Source organism: Aliiroseovarius sp. ABM4_368 (assembly GCF_056161205.1).
In genome coordinates, this window is record NZ_JBSWYR010000002.1 from 502,139 (window position 1) to 519,933 (window position 17,795).

A 17,795-nucleotide genomic window follows, 5' to 3' on the forward strand; every position below is an offset into this window, starting at 1 on the left:
GTCCTCAGCACTGCCAGAGGACCCACCATGCACCCCAATCCTGTCTTTCGTCGCAGTCAGCGCGACCAGAACATCGTTTTCGCCCAGACCCGTGCCTTTGGTACACTCTGTGTTGCGGGCGATGCACCGCTTCTGTCGCATATCCCGTTTCTGCTGTCCGATGATGGTACACTGGCCGAGTTTCATCTGGTCCGCTCGAATCCCATCGCGCGGATGGGCGAGTTGAACGCAGCAATCGCCGTCACTGGCCCCGATGGCTATGTCTCGCCCGATTGGTATGGGGCCGCAGATCAGGTGCCCACATGGAACTATGTCGCCGTGCATCTACGCGGGCGGTTGGTGCCGTTGGAACAGGACGCGCTGCATGACATTCTGGTGCGTCAGGCTGCTGCCTATGAGGCTCGGATCGAGGGGAAAGCCCCGTGGACCTTTGATAAGATGACGCCTGAAGCGATCACCAAGATGGAGCGGATGATTGTCCCTATGAAGCTTGAGGTTGAGACGATCGACGGTACATGGAAGCTGGGTCAAAACAAGGACGTTCCGGTGCGCAAAGCAGCGGCGGCGCAGATGCACACAGGCTTTGGGCAAGAGCTTGCCGAAATCGCCAAGCTGATGGGTGATCCGCCTGCGTAAGTGGACATAAGCGCCCGGCATCCCTACATTTCTATGTAAGGAGGATCCTATGGCTTTACCGCTTGCCCCAATTGCAGTTGTTGCACTGCGCTATGGCGCCGTTGCTCTAACCACCTATGCCATCGCCCGTTCGGTTGAACGTGGGCGGCGGGATCAACGTGTGGAAGATGCCTTGGACGAGGCCCCCGAAGGGCTGACCGCGCGGCGCGAGAAATCCGACGAGCACGAGCAGGTGAACGCCACCGCAAGGATGCGTCGCGTGATCCGTTTGGGCGAGAATGGACCGGGGATCGAGATCGACGCCGTTGGGCTCTCGCGCATTCGATTCCGGAAGGTATAAGACATGCAGCTGATCTCGGCCGATCCGTCGCCCTTTGCGCGCAAGGTGCGGGTTTTGATCCATGAAACGGGTCAACAGGATGATGTTGAGCGAATAGACGTCGTGTCGTCACCCACCGCGCCGCACCCGACGGTTACGGCCGCAAACCCCTTGTCTAAAATTCCCGCGCTGATCCGCCCAGATGGGCCTACGCTCTATGACAGCCGAGTTATTACCCGCTTTCTGGATGCGCGGGCTGGTGGAAAACTTTATCCCGACGCAAGAATTTGGGAGGTCCTGACACTGGAAGCCACCGCCGATGCGATTATGGATGCTGGCGTACTGATGGTCTATGAGAACCGCTGCCGCCCCGAAGATATGCAATTCGGTGGTTGGTTAGACGCCCAATGGGGCAAGATTGAAGGCGCGTTGGATGCGCTGAACTCCCGCTGGATGAGCCACCTGTCCGGCCCGCTGGACATGGGCCAGATCGCCGTCGGCTGCGCGCTGGGCTATCTGGACTTCCGCCACGACGCCCGCGGCTGGCGCAAGGGCCGCGACGCGCTGGACGACTGGTTCGCGGTGTTCTGCGAGCGGGAGAGTATGAAGGCAACGAAGCCGGTTTGAGCTAGATGTGCTGAGGGGCACGCACCCTGATCTACCCCTAAACGACTCACGCGTCGGATCGTCGCGCGTCGTTTGATTTAAGTCAGGGGCGCGAAAGTAAACTTGCGCTAATTTATCCCTAACAAACCAGATGTTCGCGCCAACAGTGCAGTTGCAGCATGTTTTCAGGGTCCCATATCCTTGAAAACCACCCCCTGCGTCCCAATGACTTCTGGACTGGGCGCGTTTCCTTAGCTAAACAGCCGCGAAACGGACCGCTTGCAAGGGCGGTCTTAAGTCGTGTCGGTTGCCATATTGCAACCTAGCTAGGGAGATGCGCTCGTGTCACACGCCGACGACCACGAAGGGACCCGCCGGGATTTCCTTTATTATGCGACCGGTGGCGCCGCAGCCGTAACGGCTGGTGCTGCTGTATGGCCGCTCGTCAACCAAATGAACCCCTCTGCCGATGTTCGGGCGCTTAGCTCGATCCGCGTTGATATTGCTGACGTTGCCGTTGGCAGCCAGATCACCGTGAAGTGGCTGGGCAAGCCGGTGTTCATTCGCCGCCGTACTGCGGAAGAAATTGAACAAGCACGTGCGGATAACACCGCTGACAACTTGATCGACGGGTTCGCTCGCAACGACAACCGCTCGGCGGATCTGTCGGCTGACGACCAGAACCGTGCGATGGACGAAGCTGGCGAGTGGTTGGTCATGATGGGTGTGTGTACCCACCTTGGCTGTGTGCCCCTGGGCGACGGCGCTGGCGAGTTCGGCGGCTGGTACTGCCCCTGCCACGGTTCGCACTATGACACCTCGGGCCGTATCCGCAAAGGTCCGGCACCTGAAAACCTGCCCGTTCCCGTCGCCGAGTTCGTCGACGAAACGACGATCAAACTGGGATAAGGGAGGCTTACATGTCTGGAATTCCTCACGATCACTACGAGCCGAAAACCGGCTTTGAAAAGTGGCTGGACGAGCGTCTGCCCATCGTTGGCCTTGCCTATGGCACGCTGATGATCCCCACCCCGAAAAACCTGAACTGGTGGTGGATCTGGGGCATCGTTCTGGCGTTCTGCCTGGTGCTGCAAATCGTCACCGGCATCATTCTGGTGATGCACTATACCCCGCATGTTGATCTGGCCTTTGCCTCGATCGAACACATCATGCGTGACGTGAACGGCGGTCATATGATCCGCTATATCCACATGAACGGTGCATCGCTGTTCTTCTTGGCTGTTTACATCCACATCTTCCGCGGTCTGTTCTATGGCTCGTACAAGGCGCCCCGCGAAGTCACATGGATTGTCGGCATGATCATCTATCTTCTGATGATGGCCACCGGCTTTATGGGCTACGTTCTGCCTTGGGGTCAGATGTCCTTCTGGGGGGCTACGGTTATCACCGGTCTGTTCGGTGCGATCCCGTTCATCGGCGAGCCGTTGCAGACCTTCCTGCTGGGCGGACCTGCTGTGGATAACGCCACGCTGAACCGCTTCTTCTCGTTGCACTATTTGCTGCCCTTCGTGATTGCCGCGCTTGTCGCCGTTCACATCTGGGCCTTCCACACTACGGGCAACAACAACCCGACCGGTGTTGAAGTGCGCCGTGGTTCGAAAGAAGAAGCCAAGAAAGACACCCTGCCTTTCTGGCCCTACTTCGTGATCAAAGATCTGTTCGCGCTGGGTCTGGTTCTGATCGGCTTCTTTGCCATCGTTGGCTTCATGCCGAACTATCTGGGTCACCCCGACAACTATATCGAGGCAAACGCCCTGGCGACGCCCGCACACATCGTTCCGGAATGGTACTTCCTGCCCTTCTACGCGATCCTGCGTGCTTTCACCGCAGACGTTTGGGTTGTGCAGCTGGTCAGCTTCGTGACCGGTGGTATCATCGACGCCAAGTTCTTCGGCGTGCTGGCCATGTTCGGCGCTATCCTTGTGATGGCACTGGCACCTTGGCTGGACACCTCGTCGGTGCGCTCGGGTCAGTATCGCCCGGCCTTCAAATGGTGGTATCGCCTGCTTCTGATCGACTTCGTCGTTCTGATGTGGGTTGGTGCTCAGTCGACTGACGAACCTTACGCCACGATCTCGCTGATCGCGTCGACCTATTGGTTCGCCTACTTCCTTGTCATCCTGCCGCTTCTGGGTCTGTTTGAAAAACCGGCCACACCTCCGGCAACGATCGAGGAAGATTTCAAAGCCCACTATCCCGGCGCAGCCGAGTGAGAGGATCGAAAACAATGATCAAACAACTCACAGCATCCGCAATCATCGCTCTGGGTCTGGCCGCTGGTCCGGCTCAGGCGGCTGGAGACGGCGGTCACGTTCACGATACGGCCTTCTCGTTCGAGGGACCGTTCGGAAAATTCGACAAAGAACAGCTGCGTCGTGGCCTGAAAGTGTACACAGAGGTCTGCTCGGCCTGTCACGGTCTGCGCTACGTACCGCTGCGTACCCTGTCGGACAAAGGTGGCCCCGAGTACACCGAGGACGAAGTGCGCGCCTATGCGGCCGAGAACTTCACCATCTACGATCCGGAACTTGACGACGACCGCGCACGTACGCCGGCTGACTTCTTCCCGACCGTATCGGGTGAAGGCATGGGTCCTGACCTGTCCTTGATGGCGAAAGCCCGCGCGGGTTTCCACGGCCCCTACGGCACCGGCATCAACCAGCTGGTTAAAGGCATGGGTGGCGCTGAGTACATCACAGCTTTCCTGACCGGCTTTAACGGCAAGGAACAGGAAGTCGCTGGCCAGTACCTGAACGGAAACGACGTGTTCCCGGGCGGCTGGACCTCGATGCCTCCGCAGCTGGAAGATGGCTCGGTCGACTATGACGACGGCCACAACAACTCGGCCCACCACTTGGCCGAAGACGTTGCAGCCTTCCTGATGTGGACAGCTGAACCCAAGATGATGGCCCGCAAACAAGCTGGCTTTATCTCGGTCCTGATGCTGGTCCTGCTGACCTCGCTTCTGTACCTGACGAACAAGAAGCTTTGGGCTCCGCACAAGGGCAAGAAATTCGACGCATAAGCGTAGGGTTTTGAGGAAATAGAGAAGGGCGCCGCAAGGCGCCCTTTTTTGTTTGTTGTCGAGGGTGTTGCACATTCCTAGGATGCACTGAAAAACAAACGGCAATTGATTGCATTTCGATATGTTTACAATTTTTAAGAACGCACTTCTCGTGGCTCTTCTTTTTTTGGCCACTCCGGCTTTTGCCAGCGATATTCAACTGGATTGGGAAGCCACAGAACTTGGGTTTTTCGAGGAAGTGAATGATGATGGGATCGTCCTCGATGGGATTGCGGTTTATGTCCCATCCAGCCGTGTTGCGACGAAAGATGACTTTCGACATGTGCTGCCGAGCTTTTGCGAGTCTCATCTAAGTTAGTTCATCGGTACCGCGAAGGAGATGAGTGATATCGATAGTTTTGATCTGCTTAAGTTCCAAATGGATTACTACGGTCCGAAACTAGGAGAGGCGGAGACTTATCTTGCTGTTTCGGTAACTTTTGGTCTTGAGGAAGGTAAGTGCCTTCTTCCCGAAGAGGAATAGATATTAAATCTGCCTGTCGGGTTTATCCCCCCAAATACTCCCGCATCACTTCCGGCGGATTTTCAAACATCTCCTCCGTCGCAACCGGCGCATGGGCCACCCCATCGGCCACCAGCACCACCTGATTGCAGAGCACGCGGGCATCCTGTGGGTCGTGGCTGACCATCAGAAGGGTTGCGCCGGTCTCGTCCAGCAGCGTGCGGACCAGCTCCAGCATTTCCGTTTTCAGCGCGGGACCGAGCGCGCCGAAGGGTTCATCCAGCAGCAGCACCGGGCGGTCGCGTAGAAGCACGCGGGCCAGCGCCACGCGGGCGATTTGACCGCCGGACAGCTGCGCGGGTTTGCGGTCTCCCATCCCGTCCAGACCAACGCGGGTCAGGGCGTTTGCGACTCGGGTGTGGTCATCTTCTGACAACCGCAGGTTCGGACGCAGGCCAAGGCCTACGTTTTGCGTGACGGTCAGGTGCGGGAACAGGTTGTTGTCCTGAAACACCATGCTGATCGGACGCGCTGCGGGGTCTTTGGGCATGGGGTTGCCGTTCCACAGGATCCGCCCCGCATCCAGCGGTTGGAACCCGGCGATGGCCGCCAGCAGCGTCGACTTCCCCGCGCCGGATGGACCAAGCACCGCGACGCGTGCGCCTTGGGGGATCGTTAGGTCGCCAGCAAGGCGAAAGCCGCCCATCTCGATGCGCAGTTGGTCAACGGTCAGCATTCACGCGACCTCCTTTATCAAACAGCCAGAACAGGCCCAGCGAGAGGGTCAGCAGCAGCAGCGCGGCGGCGGCGGCGTCTTCCATCTTATACGCGGCCATAAGACGGAACAGCTGCAAGGGCAGGGTGGCGTTGTCGCCGTCTGCAAACAGTGCAATGACGCCAAGGTCGCCCATCGACAGAGCGGCGGCCAGTCCCAACGCGAATCCCATCGGGCGGCGCAGGCGGGGCAGCCACAGGTGGCGCAGGCGGGTCCAGCCGGTCATGCCCAGCCCGTCTGCCAGCGGGCCGAAGTCGCGTTCCACAGCGGCCAAGGCGGGCACCAGCGCACGCAGGGTGAAAGGCAGGCTGAGGGCAGCGTTCACCACGGCGGTGATGGGCAGCGCAAGGTCCGATGGCTTCACAAAGGGGAAGGTGATGATGAACAGCCCCGTGCCGATCACAAGGGGCGAGGCGGCGATGGTTAGGTAGCCCAATGCCTCGACCACGCGTGAGTTGTGGCGCACGGCGAGGGCGGCGATGGGAAGAGATAGCGCTAGCGTCAAAGCAGCCGAGACGAGAGCGACGATGACGGAGCGGAGGGCCGCGCCGAAAACGACTTGGGGCAGGTGAAAAAGCCGCGGCAGACCATCCAGAACGACCATCGCAAGGGGAAGAAGCAGGAAGGCGGCGGCAAGCGTGATCGCGGCGATGTCTTGCGCCAAAAGAGCGGGACGGTCGTCCCAGCGAGTAACCGCGCGATCCAGCCCTGCGCCCATGTCGGATGGCATGGCGACGCGCAGGGCGATCAGGGCCAGTGCCGCGCCCAAAGCGAACTGCACCAGCGCCAGCAGCGACGCGCGGGTAAGGTCGAAGTCGAAGCGGAAGGCCTCGTAGATTGCGAGCTCTACCGTGGTGGCTTTCGGTCCACCGCCAAGGGCCAGTGCGACGGCGAAGGACGTCAGGCAGATTAGGAAGATGACCAAGAACGCACCCGGCACGACCTCGCGCAGCATGGGGCGTTCCAGCGTGCGGGCGATGTCGGAGGGGCCCATGCCGAGGGAGGCTGCGAGGCGAAAGCGCTCGGACGGGATCGCCAGCCAGCCTTGCAGGATCAGGCGGGTGGCCAGCGGAAGGTTGAAGAACACGTGGGCGAGGATGACGCCGTGATAGCCATAGACGGATATTGGTTCGATCCCGAACAGGCCCAAAACTTGGCTGATTAACCCAGTGCGTCCAAAGACGGCGATTAAACCCAGAATGGCGACGATTACGGGCAGGATAAAGGGGGCACCTAGAAGGGTGATCAGCACGGATCTGCCCAGAAAATTGCGCCGCGCCAAAGCGCGGGCGACTGGGATCGCCAGCAGGATGCTGATCAAAGCCGACGCAGCGGCCTGCCATAGTGTGAACCGAATTGCAGCCCAATCGGCTGGGCCAAGCCTGCCCGCGCCCTCGGCCCGCATCGCAACAGCGATAAGCATACCAAGGGTCAGGCAAACCACCACCCCAAGCGACAAGGCGCCAAGGATGGTGGTAGAGCTTATTTGGACGCGGCGGCGAGCCATTCATCCAGAGCCGGCTTGCGGATCGCCTCGGCCTCTTCTTCCGAGTAGACAAGCGCCTTGGCGGGCACGGGCAGGTTGGCGAAGCCCTCGGGCAGCTTGTCAGCGGCCAGTTTTGACGGGAAGGACCAGTTCGAGGTCGCAATGCCCGACTGGAACTCTTCGCTTAGCACGTAGGCCATGAAGGCGTCGGCCAGTTCGGGCTTGTCGGTGTTCGCGATCTTACCCACCAAGTCAACATACAGATAGTGGCCTTCGTCGAAGATGGCTGCTGACTTTGTCAGGTCTTCTTCGGCGATGATGTGATATGCTGGCGAGGTGACATAGGACAGCACCATGTCGGCTTCACCATCGGTGAACATGCCATAGCTTTCCGACCAGCCTTTGGTTACTGTCAGGATTTTAGGGTTCAGCTTGGCCCATGCCTCGTCCGCTTTGTCGCCATAGATTGATTTGACCCACAGAAGCAGCGCCAGCCCCGAGATCGAGCTGCGCGGGTCTTGGATGACGATCTTGGTGTCGTCGGGCATCGCCAGCAACGCATCAAAGCTGGTCGGCGCGTCCGTGATCTTGGTATTGTCATAGATGAAGGCGGTATAGCTGTAGTCGAACGGCACGAACACGTCGTCGGTCCACTCGACGGGCAGAGTCAGGCCGCTTACATCCAGACCGTGTGGGGCGAACAGACCCGTGGCGCGGGCTTTTGCAGTAACGTCGGTGTTCAGGCCGATCACAATGTCGGCTTCCGTGCGCTCGCCTTCCAGCATCAGGCGGGGCATCACGTCGCCGGTGACGAACTCCAAATCGCAGTCGCACTGGGCTTCAAAGCCTGCCTCGATTGACGGGCCAGGGCCCCATTCGGAAGCGAAGTAATCAGGAGCATAAACTTGCAGTACGGGTTTGTCTGCAGCGGCGGCTGCGGTTGTGGTCAAAGCAAGTCCTGCGACAAATGAAAGGGCTGTCTTCATAGGGTCCTCCATATGCGCCGAACGAAAGGGGGCATTTGGGACATCCAAATCACCTTCCCTCCGCCGGTGTTAGCCGGTTCAGGTTCTACGGGTCCGCGCAGTAGCGCATCTCAGCTGTGGGAACACAGCACCCCGAGGTGCCTTGTCTGTGCCGAATGTTGGACAGAATGGCAAGGAGTTTTGCTGGGACAACAAAAGTGGCTGCGGGGTGCGTTCATGCAAGGTTATGAAAAGAATAGCTATTTATCCTAAGGCCTGTTTCCCAAACTCGTAGAGCCAGCCCCATCGTGATTTAGTTCAAGACCCAATGCATAGCGGCATTGATCTTGACCCTGCCCGAACAATCGGCAATGTGAACGCTAACAAATACCCCCATACCGGAGCTGTCCATGTCGGGCGCAACACAATCTCCCCTTCGTGGGCTTGGCTTTGCCTTCGCGGCCTTCGCAGTTTTTGCAACGCACGATGCCATCATCAAGGCATTGGGCGCGAACTTCGCCGTATTCCAGATCATCTTTTTTGCGATGTTATTTGCCTTTGTGCCCATGTCGATCATGATGTTGGCTGACCGGCAGGTTGACAACTTTCGCCCACATCACCCGTGGCTGATTTTGATCCGTTCGCTGACGTCGGTGATTGCCATGTCCGCGGCGTTTCATGCGTTCACTGTGCTGCCTCTGGCCGAGGTCTATGCGCTTTTGTTTGCCACTCCGCTTCTTATCACCGCCATGTCGGCTTGGCTGTTGGGCGAGCCCGTGCGTGGACAGCGTTGGGCGGCGGTGATCGTCGGTTTGATCGGTGTTTTGATCGTTCTGCGTCCGGGTGTAACTGTCATCACTTTAGGCCACGTTAGTGCCTTGATTGCCGCCTTCTGTTCGGCTTTGGGATCTATCATCATGCGCAAGATTGGAGGCGAGGAACGGACCGCTGTCATGATCCTGTATCCCATGTTGTCATCGATCTTGGCGATGGGGCTGATCTTACCCTTCGTTTACGTCCCGATGGAGTTGACGGATTTTGGCCTTGCCGCAAGCGTTGGCGTCATGTCGGTCTTTGCCCAGATGATGATTATCGGAGCCTATCGTGCGGCCCCCGCTGCCGTTGTGGCGCCGACGCAATACAGCCAGATCTTGTGGGCAACCGCCTTTGGCGCGCTGTTCTTTGACGAACTTCCGGACATTTGGGTTGGTGTTGGTGCTGGCGTGATCATCGCTTCGGGCGTGTTCATCGTTTGGCGGGAAAGCCGTCCATCCGTATCGATCCGCAACCCGATCCTACGCAACCCGAACCCGCGTTATGACGCCGGGCCATCGCCGAAGCCAAAGCATCGCAGGCCCGAACAAAGCTAGACGTCGTCTACTCGGGCGCTTCCCTTTCGTTTCTCCCTTCGCTATCACGCTTGGGAATGAAGGAGCGCACCTATGTCGATGAACAGCTTTGGTCATATTTTCCGTGTCACCACTTGGGGTGAAAGCCACGGACCTGCCCTAGGTGCGACCGTGGACGGGTGCCCCCCCGGCGTGCCGCTTGAGGCCGAGATGTTGCAGGTCTGGCTGGACAAACGACGCCCCGGTCAGAACAAGAACACCACCGCCCGGAACGAGCCCGATCAGGTGCGCATCCTGTCGGGTGTATACGAGGGTCAAACCACTGGCACCCCGATCCAGTTGATGATCGAGAACACCGACCAACGGTCTAAGGACTATGGCGAGATCGAAAAGACCTTCCGCCCGGGTCACGCTGACATCACCTATTGGCAGAAATACGGGATCCGCGATCCGCGCGGCGGGGGCCGGTCTTCGGCCCGTGAAACGGCTGCGCGCGTGGCTGCTGGTGGCGTAGCGCGCGAGGCGCTGAAGGCGTTGGTGCCGGGGCTGGAAATCAAGGGCTATATGACCCAGATGGGCGAAAAGCATCTGGATCGGTCGAAGTTCGATTGGGATGCCATTGATGACAATCCATTCTGGTTGCCGGATGCCAGCGCAGTGCAGGAATGGGAAGACTATCTGCAGTTCCTGCGTGTAAAGGAAAATGACAGCGTCGGTGCTGCGATCGAGGTCGTCGTGCGCGGTGCGCCCGTTGGCCTTGGAGCGCCGGTTTATGCCAAGTTAGACACTGATTTGGCGGCTGCGATGATGTCTATCAACGCCGTAAAAGGCGTCGAGATTGGCGAAGGCATGGCCGCCGCTGGACTGCGCGGCACTGAAAATGCTGACGAGATTTTCCTTGGAAACGACGGCAAGCCCGTCTTTTCGTCTAACCACGCCGGTGGGATTCTGGGTGGAATCTCGTCGGGTCAGGACATTGTTGTGCGTTTCGCAGTGAAGCCGACCAGTTCGATCCTGACACCGCGCCAGTCGATCACTAAAACCGGTGAAGCGATCGAGGTGATCACCAAGGGGCGCCACGATCCTTGCGTGGGCATCCGCGCCGTTCCCGTGGGCGAGGCGATGGCCGCCTGCGTGATCCTTGATCACCTAATGCTGCACCGCGCGCAAATCGGGGAAGGCCCGCGCGGACAGATCGGCTAGGAAATGCCGGGCAAGGCTGCCCGGCAGATTTTGTGCCCCCGGCGGCGATATTTTTGCCAGAAGAGGCTTAGGATGTCGCAGCAGTTAGTGCCGTGTCCATAAGCGCTTGGATGTCAGATTTGGACGTGCCAGCCACGATGCGGCCCAACTCTTTGTCGCCCTTAAGGACAACCAAGGTCGAGCGGCGTGGGATACGCAGGGATTTGGTCAATTCAGATTTGCTGTGTTCATCCCAGTCGACGTCGATAAAGGTGATCGCGTCGTCATAAGCAGGGTTTTCGGCCTTCAGCGCGTTGATCACACGTTCCTGCGCCGCGCAGGTGCCACACCAGCTGGCTTTGAAGTCCAGAAACACCGTTTCCCCGTTTTCCAATGCCTTGCTGACAAGGCCGGGGGCATAGTCCATTGCTCCGGCGCGTGCCAAGGCGGGCACAAGGGATACGGCGGCGGTGAGGGACAGGAAGTCTCGGCGGTTCATAGTGGTCTCCTTTTTCAAAGGGATACAGAGAGGTCATTCAGCCAAGCAGGCAGGTTTTGCACAGCCCAGGCTTCTAAGACGTGGTGAAAGCGAAACAGGATCATCAGGCCGACTGCGACAAAGATCACGCCCATAATGGGCCGCGATTTTTGGGCAATCCGCCGCATTAGAGCCTGTCTGCGCATGATCGCAGCTCGTGCGCCATAGCCCAGCGCGATGATGATTGTGGAAACACCAAGGGCGAAAGCAATCATGATGGCGGCTGCCCATGGGATCGACTTGCCCTGCGACGCCAGAGAGATTGCGCCGCCCAACGTGGGGCCGATGCAGGGGCTCCAAACTGCGCCAAGCAGCATGCCACCAAGGAACTGGCCGGACAGCCCATTTCGATTCACGTCATCTAGCGTCGTGTCGGCTTGTGTAGATACGCCTGCAGTTGCGGTGGCGAAGCGTTCGGACAGCACCGGCGTCATCAAGACCAAGCCAAAGCCCACCATCAGAATGGCGCCTGCTTGCGCGACCATATCTTCGGTCAGGCCAATGGTGTAGCCAAGTACGGTGACCAGAAGGCCCAACGAGACGAAAGATACGCTCATCCCGGCCGCCACAGCCATGGGGCCGAACCGGCTGGCCTGCAACGCAGTCGCCAATACGATGGGCAAGACCGGCAAGACACAGGGGTTGATCAGCGTCAGCAGCCCGGCAAGGTATCCAAAGACAAGTTCCATGTTTGAAATGTTCCGGATATCGCGCGGAAAGTCATCTCACGAAGCGGGCGCGCGGCTTCACGTCTCTGTGGGTTTTTGTTTCGAAAGCTGCACGGCAAGGATGCCGACCGTGATGATGGCGACGCCGATGAAGTCCATCAGGCTAAGCGCTTCGCCCAGCAAAAGCCACGCAATGGCGACGCCGAAAAACGGGTTTAGAAAGTGGAACGTGGCGGCTTTGACAGCTCCGATCCGACCCACCAGCGCGAACCAGATCCATGTGGCCAGCAGACCAGGAACAATGACTGTATAGCTGAACGCCGCCCCAAGGCGCAGGCTGGGTGTGAAAGTCGGATCCTCTAGGAAAAGGGCTGTGATGAACAATGCGGCTGCGCCTACGAACATTTGTAGCCCAACGATCATTATCAGATTTCCACCAGAAGATGCGGTGCGCACCGACAAGGTGGCCACGGTCAAAGCAGCAGCAGCCACGAAGCAAAAGATAACGCCTGTGATGTCCACGCCACCCGACAGCCGGGACCCCATGATCAGAGCTACGCCGACGACGCCGGCAAACAAACCCGCTACAGCCAACGGGCGCAGGCGGTCGCCCAAAAGGATCCACCCGGCGAAGGCCACCATTAGCGGCATGGTGGACGCGATGATCGAGGCAAGCCCCGCCTCGACCCACTGCATTGCCACGAAATTCAGGCCCAAATACAGCGCGTTTTGGCAAAGACCGAAGATGATGACTGCACGCCACTGGTTCCGCGAAAGCTGCCAATTTTGCCCCAATGCACGCGCGATGATGACACCCAGCAAGCCCGAGATTAGGAACCTAAGCGCTAAGGAATAAAGCGGAGGCGCGTCGGACACGATAATCCGCGCCGACGTAAAGGCCGAGCTCCACATAAGGGCAAATGCCAGCCCCATAAAGATAGCGCGTAGATCCATGTCATCTCCAAAAGAAAAGGGCCGCCAATTTGGCGACCCTTTCCGAATTCTGGAAGCGGGGCAAGACCCCTTGTGACCAGATCAGCCGTTTACGCTGTCTTTCAGCGCTTTGGCGATGGTCATTTTCACAACCTTGTCGGCTTCTTTCTGGATCTGCTCGCCGGTGGCAGGGTTGCGCACCATGCGTGCCGGACGCTCGCGGCAATAGATTTTGCCAACGCCGGGCAGGGTCACAGCGCCACCACCCGACACTTCTTTGGTGATGATGTTGATGATACCTTCCAGGGCACCAGCAGCGGACTTCTTGTCCGAATCCATTTCTTCAGCCAGAGCGGCAACAAGTTGGGTCTTGGTCATCGGTTTCGACATGTATAACACTCCTCACAATAGCCCATTTGTTGGGCTTCATTGCGGGCATTTAACTGTATGTAGAGGGGCGACACAATCGTTTGTTGCCCCTATTTTCCTAGGAAATTGCGCTTTTTCGCCAAAAAATGGCATGACTTCCCCTGCGTCAGGTTGGAAATTGCCGACAAAGGTCGATTTGGCTCGGCTTTACAGGAATGCGGTTTCGTCGAAACTGCGCAACTTCCGGCTGTGAATCCGTTCGATCGGCATGTCGCGCAGGGTCTCCATCGCGTGGATCCCGATCTGCAAATGTCGTGCCACCTGCGTTTTGTAAAAGTCCGACGCCATGCCGGGCAGTTTTAGCTCTCCGTGCAGGGGTTTGTCAGACACACAAAGAAGCGTGCCATAGGGAACGCGGAAGCGGAAACCGTTTGCCGCGATGGTGGCGCTTTCCATGTCCAGTGCGATTGCGCGGGATTGCGACAGCCGCTGAACCGGTCCGCGCTGATCGCGCAGTTCCCAGTTGCGGTTATCCAAGGTCGCAACGGTGCCGGTCCGCATGATCCGTTTCAGCTCATAGCCTTCGTACTCGGTCACTTTTGCCACGGCCTGTTCCAACGCGATCTGGATTTCTGCCAATGGCGGGATCGGCACCCAAATCGGCAAGTCGTCATCCAACACCTTGTCTTCGCGCAGATAGGCATGGGCCAGCACAAAATCTCCAAGCCGCTGGCTGTTGCGCAGTCCTGCGCAGTGCCCGACCATCAGCCATGCATGAGGGCGCAAAACGGCGATGTGATCGGTGGCGGTTTTGGCATTTGACGGGCCAACTCCGATGTTAACCAACGTGATGCCAGATCCGTCCGCACGGGTCAGATGATAGCTGGGCATTTGCGGTAGTTTGGCCGGAACAGTTAGTTCTTCATCAGATTTCGTGATCCGATGGTATCCCGGGCCGACGAAGGCCTCGTACCCGCTGTCGGGATCGGCCAACATCTGGCGGGCATAGGCTTCGAACTCCTCGACATAGAACTGATAGTTGGTGAACAGAACGTGGTTCTGAAAATCCTCGGGCATGGTCGCGGTGTAATGCGACAAGCGGGCGAGCGAATAATCCACGCGCTGGGCGGTGAACGGCGCAAGGGGGGCGACATCTTCGTCATCCAGTTCGACCACACCGTTTACGATGTCATCATTCGTGGTCGACAGGTCCGGCACGTCAAAGACATCACGCAGCGGATAGGTCATCGCCCCTTCCTGAGGGACGGTGATGTCTGGGTTGCGCGACACGGCGAAATGCACGGGAATCGGCGTGTTCGAAAAGCCTACTTGCACCGGAACGCCGTGGTTCCGCATCAACAGCGTGATCTGCTGGACCAGATAGTTTTCAAACAGGTCGGGGCGCGTGATCGTGCTGGCATAAGTGCCGGGGGCCGAGACGTGGCCGAAACTTAACCGGCTATCGCCTTGCGCGTGGCTGGTCGTGGTCAGGCGGATCTCGGGGTAAAACGCACGGAACCGGCTGGGTGGCTGCGCACCGCTGGCGTTTTGCTCAAACGTCTCACACAGAAAAGTGCAGGCCTTTTCATAAAGCGATTTCAGCTCGTCCACCGCGGCTTTGGGGTCGGTAAAGACCTGATAGGCACCCCCTTCGGGGCTGACCACGGGAATAGAGGGTGCGCTAGGGGTCATTAATTTTCCTTCAACAAATCGGTCAGTTCGAATTTCGTCACATCCACCAATCCCAGATCAGAGATCCGTAACTCGGGTATGACGACTAAGGCCAAGAAACTGTGTTGGATCGAGGCATTATTCAAGGTGCAACCACAGGCCTCCATCGCGTCAATGATGCTTTTGGCCTTTATGGCGACCTCGGTTGCGGGGGCGTCAGACATCAGACCCGCGACGGGAAGTTCGACCAAAGCCAGCTCTTTTCCGTCTTGATAGACACACATACCGCCGCCTACCTCGGCCAGTCGGTTGGCGGCCAGCGCCATATCGTCATGCGAGGTTCCGACGACGATCATATGGTGACTGTCATGCGCAACGGTCGATGCCATCGCCATCTGGCCTGTGTAACCAAACCCGTTTACGAACCCATTGACCACGCCGCCGGTGCCTTTGTGGCGTTCGACCAAGGCAACCTGTGCCACGTCCTGTGTTTCGTCCGTCTGAACGATGCCGTCCGAAACCGAAAGGTCCCGTTTAAGAGCTTTCGTGGGGGCTTGGTTCTCAACAATGCCGATCACTTTCGCGGTAACCGAATTTGCCCCCTCGGGCGCTTCCACGATGAAGTCATCCGGCACGATGGTCTTGCCCATATGCATGGTTTTTTTCGCGTGTGCGGGCCATTCCAGATGGGGGCAATCGATAGTGATCTTCCCGCCCTCGGCGACGCTGATGCCACGGGCAAACACGTGGTTGATCGGCAGGGCGGTCAGATCATCGGTAAAGATCACATCGGCGCGTCTTCCGGGTGTAATAGAACCTAGTTCACGCTCTAATCCGAAATGCGTTGCCGTATTGATCGTCGCCATTTGCAACGCGACCAAGGGGTCACAGCCATAGCTAATCGCATAGCGCAGAGCGCGATTTACGTGGCCTTCCTCGACCAACGTACCCGAGTGGCAATCATCGGTGCAGATAATGAAATTGCGCGGATCCAGACCCTTTTCGGTCACAGCGGTGATCTGCTTTTCGACATCAAACCATGCGGATCCCAACCGCATCATCGACCGCATCCCCTGACGGACACGGGCAATGGCGTCGGCTTCGCATGTGCCTTCATGGTCATCCGCAGGTCCGCCAGCCGCATAGGCGTGGAAATTCGGGCCAAGATCGGGGCTGGCATAGTGCCCACCGATGGTTTTCCCAGCGTTCTGGGTCGCCGCCATTTCTGCCAGCATCTTGGGATCGCCATGGATCACGCCGGGGAAGTTCATCATTTCGCCCAACCCGATGATGCCGGGCCACGTCATCGCCTCGGCCACGTCTTCAGGGGTGATCTCGAAACCGGTCGTTTCCAACCCCGGTGCAGAAGGCGCGCAGGATGGCATCTGCGTATAGATGTTTATGGGCTGGATCAGAGCCTCATCATGCATCAACCGAACACCCTCCAACCCCAGCACATTCGCAATCTCATGCGGATCGGTGAACATGGTCGTGGTGCCGTGCGGAATGACCGCGCGGGCGAATTCGGCAGGTGTCAGCATCCCGCTTTCGATATGCATATGCCCGTCGCACAGGCCGGGGATCAGGTATTGCCCACCCGCGTCGATCACCTGTGTATCTGGGCCAATGCAATGGCCGACATCCGGGCCGACATAAGCAAATCGCCCATCGGCGATGGCGACCTGCCAGCCCAGAACCTCGCGCGTGTGCACATTCACCACACGTCCGCCTTGAATTACAGTGTCTGCTGCATCGCGCCCTGCGGCGACGGCAATCAACCGCGTCGCACTCTCGGGCCAAGATTTAAGAATTGGTCTTTCCATGGATCAATTGTTCCGAATTCCGCTGTTAGCGCAACCCCTTATCAGGCTCTGGCAACTTTGCGCTTTTAAATCGTGCGTGCGCAGCGATACTGCGCGCATGGAAAAGACACTGTTTGTATTCGGATACGGCTATTCGGCGCGCGCATTGGCAGCCGAATTGGCTGGAGATTTCACTGTAATTGGCACCTCGCGCGAGGCGGGGCCGGATGTGATCCAATGGCCGGGTGCGGATATTTCCGAGCCGCTATCTCAGGCGACGCATCTTCTGATCTCGGCCGGTCCGGACGGAGACGGTGACCCCGTACTGCGCCAGGTTAGAGACGAAATTGCAGCCCTTGCCCCGCAGCTTCAGTGGGTGGGCTATTTGTCGACAACTGGTGTTTACGGCGACCATCAGGGTGGTTGGGTCGATGAAGACACACCCCTTGCTCCGTCCACGCGACGTGGCAAGTTGCGTGTGCAGGCCGAAGCGGAATGGCAAGTATTGGCCGATGAGGTCGGATTGCCGCTGCACATCTTTCGACTGGCCGGAATCTATGGCCCCGGACGCGGTCCGTTCTCGAAGGTGCGCAAGGGGACCGCGCGGCGGATCATCAAGAAAGATCAGGTGTTTTCCCGCATCCATGTCGCGGATATCGCGCAGGTGTTGGCGGCCTCGATCGCACAGCCTAATCCGGGGCGCATCTATAACCTTTGCGACGACAACGCGGCCCCGCCTGAAGATGTTCTTGCCTATGCGGCCGAGCTTCTGGGTCTGCCGATCCCACCCGCCGAGGATTTCGAGACTGCCGAGATGACCCCAATGGCACGCAGCTTTTATGCGGAATCGAAACGGGTGCGGAACGACCGGATCAAGGACGAGCTGGGCGTGCAACTCCGCTTCCCGACCTATCAGGATGGGTTAAAGGCTTTGCTGAATGCCTAGGG

19 protein-coding genes and 1 riboswitch are annotated in these 17,795 nt (G+C 58.4%); of the genes, 10 read left to right on the top strand and 9 right to left on the bottom strand.

Annotation, left to right across the window (positions count from 1 at the left end; all coding sequences use genetic code 11):
• Positions 1-27: 27 nt before the first annotated feature.
• The 7 genes from ACXAH3_RS08390 to ACXAH3_RS08420 all read left to right on the top strand — a co-directional run bounded on the left by ACXAH3_RS08390 (position 28) and on the right by ACXAH3_RS08420 (position 5,130).
• The gene (locus ACXAH3_RS08390; protein ID WP_474861622.1) at positions 28-636 is read left to right on the top strand and encodes an FMN-binding negative transcriptional regulator; all 609 of its coding nucleotides are present in this window, start codon (positions 28-30) and stop codon (positions 634-636) included.
• Positions 637-685: 49 nt separating this feature from the next.
• Positions 686-976 carry a hypothetical protein gene (locus ACXAH3_RS08395; protein ID WP_474861623.1) on the top strand — a complete coding sequence of 97 codons (291 nt, stop codon included), beginning with the start codon at positions 686-688 and terminating at the stop codon, positions 974-976.
• 3 nt (positions 977-979) lie between these two features.
• Positions 980-1,582: a glutathione S-transferase gene (locus tag ACXAH3_RS08400; RefSeq protein WP_474861624.1), complete on the top strand. Its 603-nt coding sequence runs from the start codon at positions 980-982 to the stop codon at positions 1,580-1,582.
• Between the two features lie 321 nt (positions 1,583-1,903).
• Entirely contained in the window at positions 1,904-2,470 is a 567-nt protein-coding gene (gene petA, locus ACXAH3_RS08405) for a ubiquinol-cytochrome c reductase iron-sulfur subunit (RefSeq protein WP_474861625.1), read from the top strand.
• An 11-nt stretch (positions 2,471-2,481) separates the two neighbouring features.
• On the top strand, positions 2,482-3,795 hold the full coding sequence (gene petB / locus ACXAH3_RS08410; RefSeq protein WP_474861626.1) for a cytochrome b: 1,314 nt from the start codon (positions 2,482-2,484) through the stop codon (positions 3,793-3,795).
• 14 nt (positions 3,796-3,809) lie between these two features.
• Positions 3,810-4,607 (top strand): cytochrome c1, encoded by a 798-nt coding sequence (locus ACXAH3_RS08415; RefSeq protein WP_474861627.1) that lies wholly within the window; start codon positions 3,810-3,812, stop codon positions 4,605-4,607.
• Positions 4,608-4,986: 379 nt separating this feature from the next.
• Positions 4,987-5,130, top strand: coding sequence for a hypothetical protein (locus tag ACXAH3_RS08420; RefSeq protein ID WP_474861628.1), 144 nt, complete (start codon positions 4,987-4,989; stop codon positions 5,128-5,130).
• 22 nt (positions 5,131-5,152) lie between these two features.
• On the opposite strand, the gene ACXAH3_RS08425 is transcribed toward ACXAH3_RS08420, so the two are convergent.
• The 3 genes from ACXAH3_RS08425 to ACXAH3_RS08435 are packed head-to-tail and all read right to left on the bottom strand — an operon-like array spanning position 5,153 to position 8,356.
• The gene (locus tag ACXAH3_RS08425) at positions 5,153-5,845 is read right to left on the bottom strand and encodes a thiamine ABC transporter ATP-binding protein (RefSeq protein ID WP_474861629.1); all 693 of its coding nucleotides are present in this window, start codon (positions 5,843-5,845) and stop codon (positions 5,153-5,155) included.
• Positions 5,832-7,391, bottom strand: a complete 1,560-nt coding sequence (locus ACXAH3_RS08430) for a thiamine/thiamine pyrophosphate ABC transporter permease ThiP (RefSeq protein ID WP_474861630.1) — start codon at positions 7,389-7,391, stop codon at positions 5,832-5,834. The genes ACXAH3_RS08425 and ACXAH3_RS08430 overlap by 14 nt, the downstream gene beginning before the upstream one ends.
• Entirely contained in the window at positions 7,367-8,356 is a 990-nt protein-coding gene (locus ACXAH3_RS08435) for a thiamine ABC transporter substrate-binding protein (protein ID WP_474861631.1), read from the bottom strand. Before ACXAH3_RS08435 ends, ACXAH3_RS08430 begins: the two co-directional genes overlap by 25 nt.
• A 38-nt stretch (positions 8,357-8,394) precedes the next feature.
• Positions 8,395-8,501, bottom strand: a riboswitch (TPP riboswitch).
• Positions 8,502-8,745: 244 nt separating this feature from the next.
• Here ACXAH3_RS08435 and ACXAH3_RS08440 point away from each other — a divergent pair.
• Both ACXAH3_RS08440 and aroC read left to right on the top strand, forming a co-directional pair.
• Positions 8,746-9,705, top strand: a complete 960-nt coding sequence (locus ACXAH3_RS08440; protein WP_474861632.1) for a DMT family transporter — start codon at positions 8,746-8,748, stop codon at positions 9,703-9,705.
• A gap of 72 nt (positions 9,706-9,777) precedes the next feature.
• Positions 9,778-10,887 (top strand): chorismate synthase, encoded by a 1,110-nt coding sequence (gene aroC / locus ACXAH3_RS08445; protein ID WP_474861633.1) that lies wholly within the window; start codon positions 9,778-9,780, stop codon positions 10,885-10,887.
• 67 nt (positions 10,888-10,954) lie between these two features.
• Here aroC and ACXAH3_RS08450 read toward each other — a convergent pair whose 3' ends face one another.
• From ACXAH3_RS08450 to ade, 6 genes are all read right to left on the bottom strand, one after another.
• Positions 10,955-11,365: a thioredoxin family protein gene (locus ACXAH3_RS08450; protein WP_474861634.1), complete on the bottom strand. Its 411-nt coding sequence runs from the start codon at positions 11,363-11,365 to the stop codon at positions 10,955-10,957.
• A 14-nt stretch (positions 11,366-11,379) separates the two neighbouring features.
• Entirely contained in the window at positions 11,380-12,093 is a 714-nt protein-coding gene (locus ACXAH3_RS08455) for a cytochrome c biogenesis CcdA family protein (RefSeq protein WP_474861635.1), read from the bottom strand.
• Between the two features lie 57 nt (positions 12,094-12,150).
• Positions 12,151-13,026 carry a DMT family transporter gene (locus ACXAH3_RS08460; RefSeq protein ID WP_474861636.1) on the bottom strand — a complete coding sequence of 292 codons (876 nt, stop codon included), beginning with the start codon at positions 13,024-13,026 and terminating at the stop codon, positions 12,151-12,153.
• 81 nt (positions 13,027-13,107) lie between these two features.
• Positions 13,108-13,395: an HU family DNA-binding protein gene (locus ACXAH3_RS08465; RefSeq protein ID WP_474861637.1), complete on the bottom strand. Its 288-nt coding sequence runs from the start codon at positions 13,393-13,395 to the stop codon at positions 13,108-13,110.
• 186 nt (positions 13,396-13,581) lie between these two features.
• Complete coding sequence (locus ACXAH3_RS08470; RefSeq protein WP_474861638.1) at positions 13,582-15,066, bottom strand: AMP nucleosidase; 1,485 nt, start codon at positions 15,064-15,066, stop codon at positions 13,582-13,584.
• A complete protein-coding gene (gene ade / locus ACXAH3_RS08475; protein ID WP_474861639.1) occupies positions 15,066-16,868 on the bottom strand; it encodes an adenine deaminase in 1,803 nt (600 codons plus the stop codon). The genes ACXAH3_RS08470 and ade overlap by 1 nt, the downstream gene beginning before the upstream one ends.
• A gap of 97 nt (positions 16,869-16,965) precedes the next feature.
• Here ade and ACXAH3_RS08480 point away from each other — a divergent pair, with 97 nt between their 5' ends.
• A complete protein-coding gene (locus tag ACXAH3_RS08480; protein WP_474861640.1) occupies positions 16,966-17,793 on the top strand; it encodes an SDR family oxidoreductase in 828 nt (275 codons plus the stop codon).
• Positions 17,794-17,795 lie beyond the last annotated feature (2 nt).

Bases quoted from the DNA above. Each gene is read 5' to 3' on its own strand.
- ACXAH3_RS08390 (WP_474861622.1), top strand. From the start codon at position 28: ATGCACCCCAATCCTGTCTTTCGTCGCAGTCAGCGCGACCAGAACATC.
- ACXAH3_RS08395 (WP_474861623.1), top strand. From the start codon at position 686: ATGGCTTTACCGCTTGCCCCAATTGCAGTTGTTGCACTGCGCTATGGC.
- ACXAH3_RS08400 (WP_474861624.1), top strand. From the start codon at position 980: ATGCAGCTGATCTCGGCCGATCCGTCGCCCTTTGCGCGCAAGGTGCGG.
- petB (WP_474861626.1), top strand. From the start codon at position 2,482: ATGTCTGGAATTCCTCACGATCACTACGAGCCGAAAACCGGCTTTGAA.
- ACXAH3_RS08415 (WP_474861627.1), top strand. From the start codon at position 3,810: ATGATCAAACAACTCACAGCATCCGCAATCATCGCTCTGGGTCTGGCC.
- ACXAH3_RS08420 (WP_474861628.1), top strand. From the start codon at position 4,987: ATGAGTGATATCGATAGTTTTGATCTGCTTAAGTTCCAAATGGATTAC.
- ACXAH3_RS08425 (WP_474861629.1), bottom strand. From the start codon at position 5,845: ATGCTGACCGTTGACCAACTGCGCATCGAGATGGGCGGCTTTCGCCTT.
- ACXAH3_RS08430 (WP_474861630.1), bottom strand. From the start codon at position 7,391: ATGGCTCGCCGCCGCGTCCAAATAAGCTCTACCACCATCCTTGGCGCC.
- ACXAH3_RS08435 (WP_474861631.1), bottom strand. From the start codon at position 8,356: ATGAAGACAGCCCTTTCATTTGTCGCAGGACTTGCTTTGACCACAACC.
- ACXAH3_RS08440 (WP_474861632.1), top strand. From the start codon at position 8,746: ATGTCGGGCGCAACACAATCTCCCCTTCGTGGGCTTGGCTTTGCCTTC.
- aroC (WP_474861633.1), top strand. From the start codon at position 9,778: ATGTCGATGAACAGCTTTGGTCATATTTTCCGTGTCACCACTTGGGGT.
- ACXAH3_RS08450 (WP_474861634.1), bottom strand. From the start codon at position 11,365: ATGAACCGCCGAGACTTCCTGTCCCTCACCGCCGCCGTATCCCTTGTG.
- ACXAH3_RS08455 (WP_474861635.1), bottom strand. From the start codon at position 12,093: ATGGAACTTGTCTTTGGATACCTTGCCGGGCTGCTGACGCTGATCAAC.
- ACXAH3_RS08460 (WP_474861636.1), bottom strand. From the start codon at position 13,026: ATGGATCTACGCGCTATCTTTATGGGGCTGGCATTTGCCCTTATGTGG.
- ACXAH3_RS08465 (WP_474861637.1), bottom strand. From the start codon at position 13,395: ATGTCGAAACCGATGACCAAGACCCAACTTGTTGCCGCTCTGGCTGAA.
- ACXAH3_RS08470 (WP_474861638.1), bottom strand. From the start codon at position 15,066: ATGACCCCTAGCGCACCCTCTATTCCCGTGGTCAGCCCCGAAGGGGGT.
- ade (WP_474861639.1), bottom strand. From the start codon at position 16,868: ATGGAAAGACCAATTCTTAAATCTTGGCCCGAGAGTGCGACGCGGTTG.
- ACXAH3_RS08480 (WP_474861640.1), top strand. From the start codon at position 16,966: ATGGAAAAGACACTGTTTGTATTCGGATACGGCTATTCGGCGCGCGCA.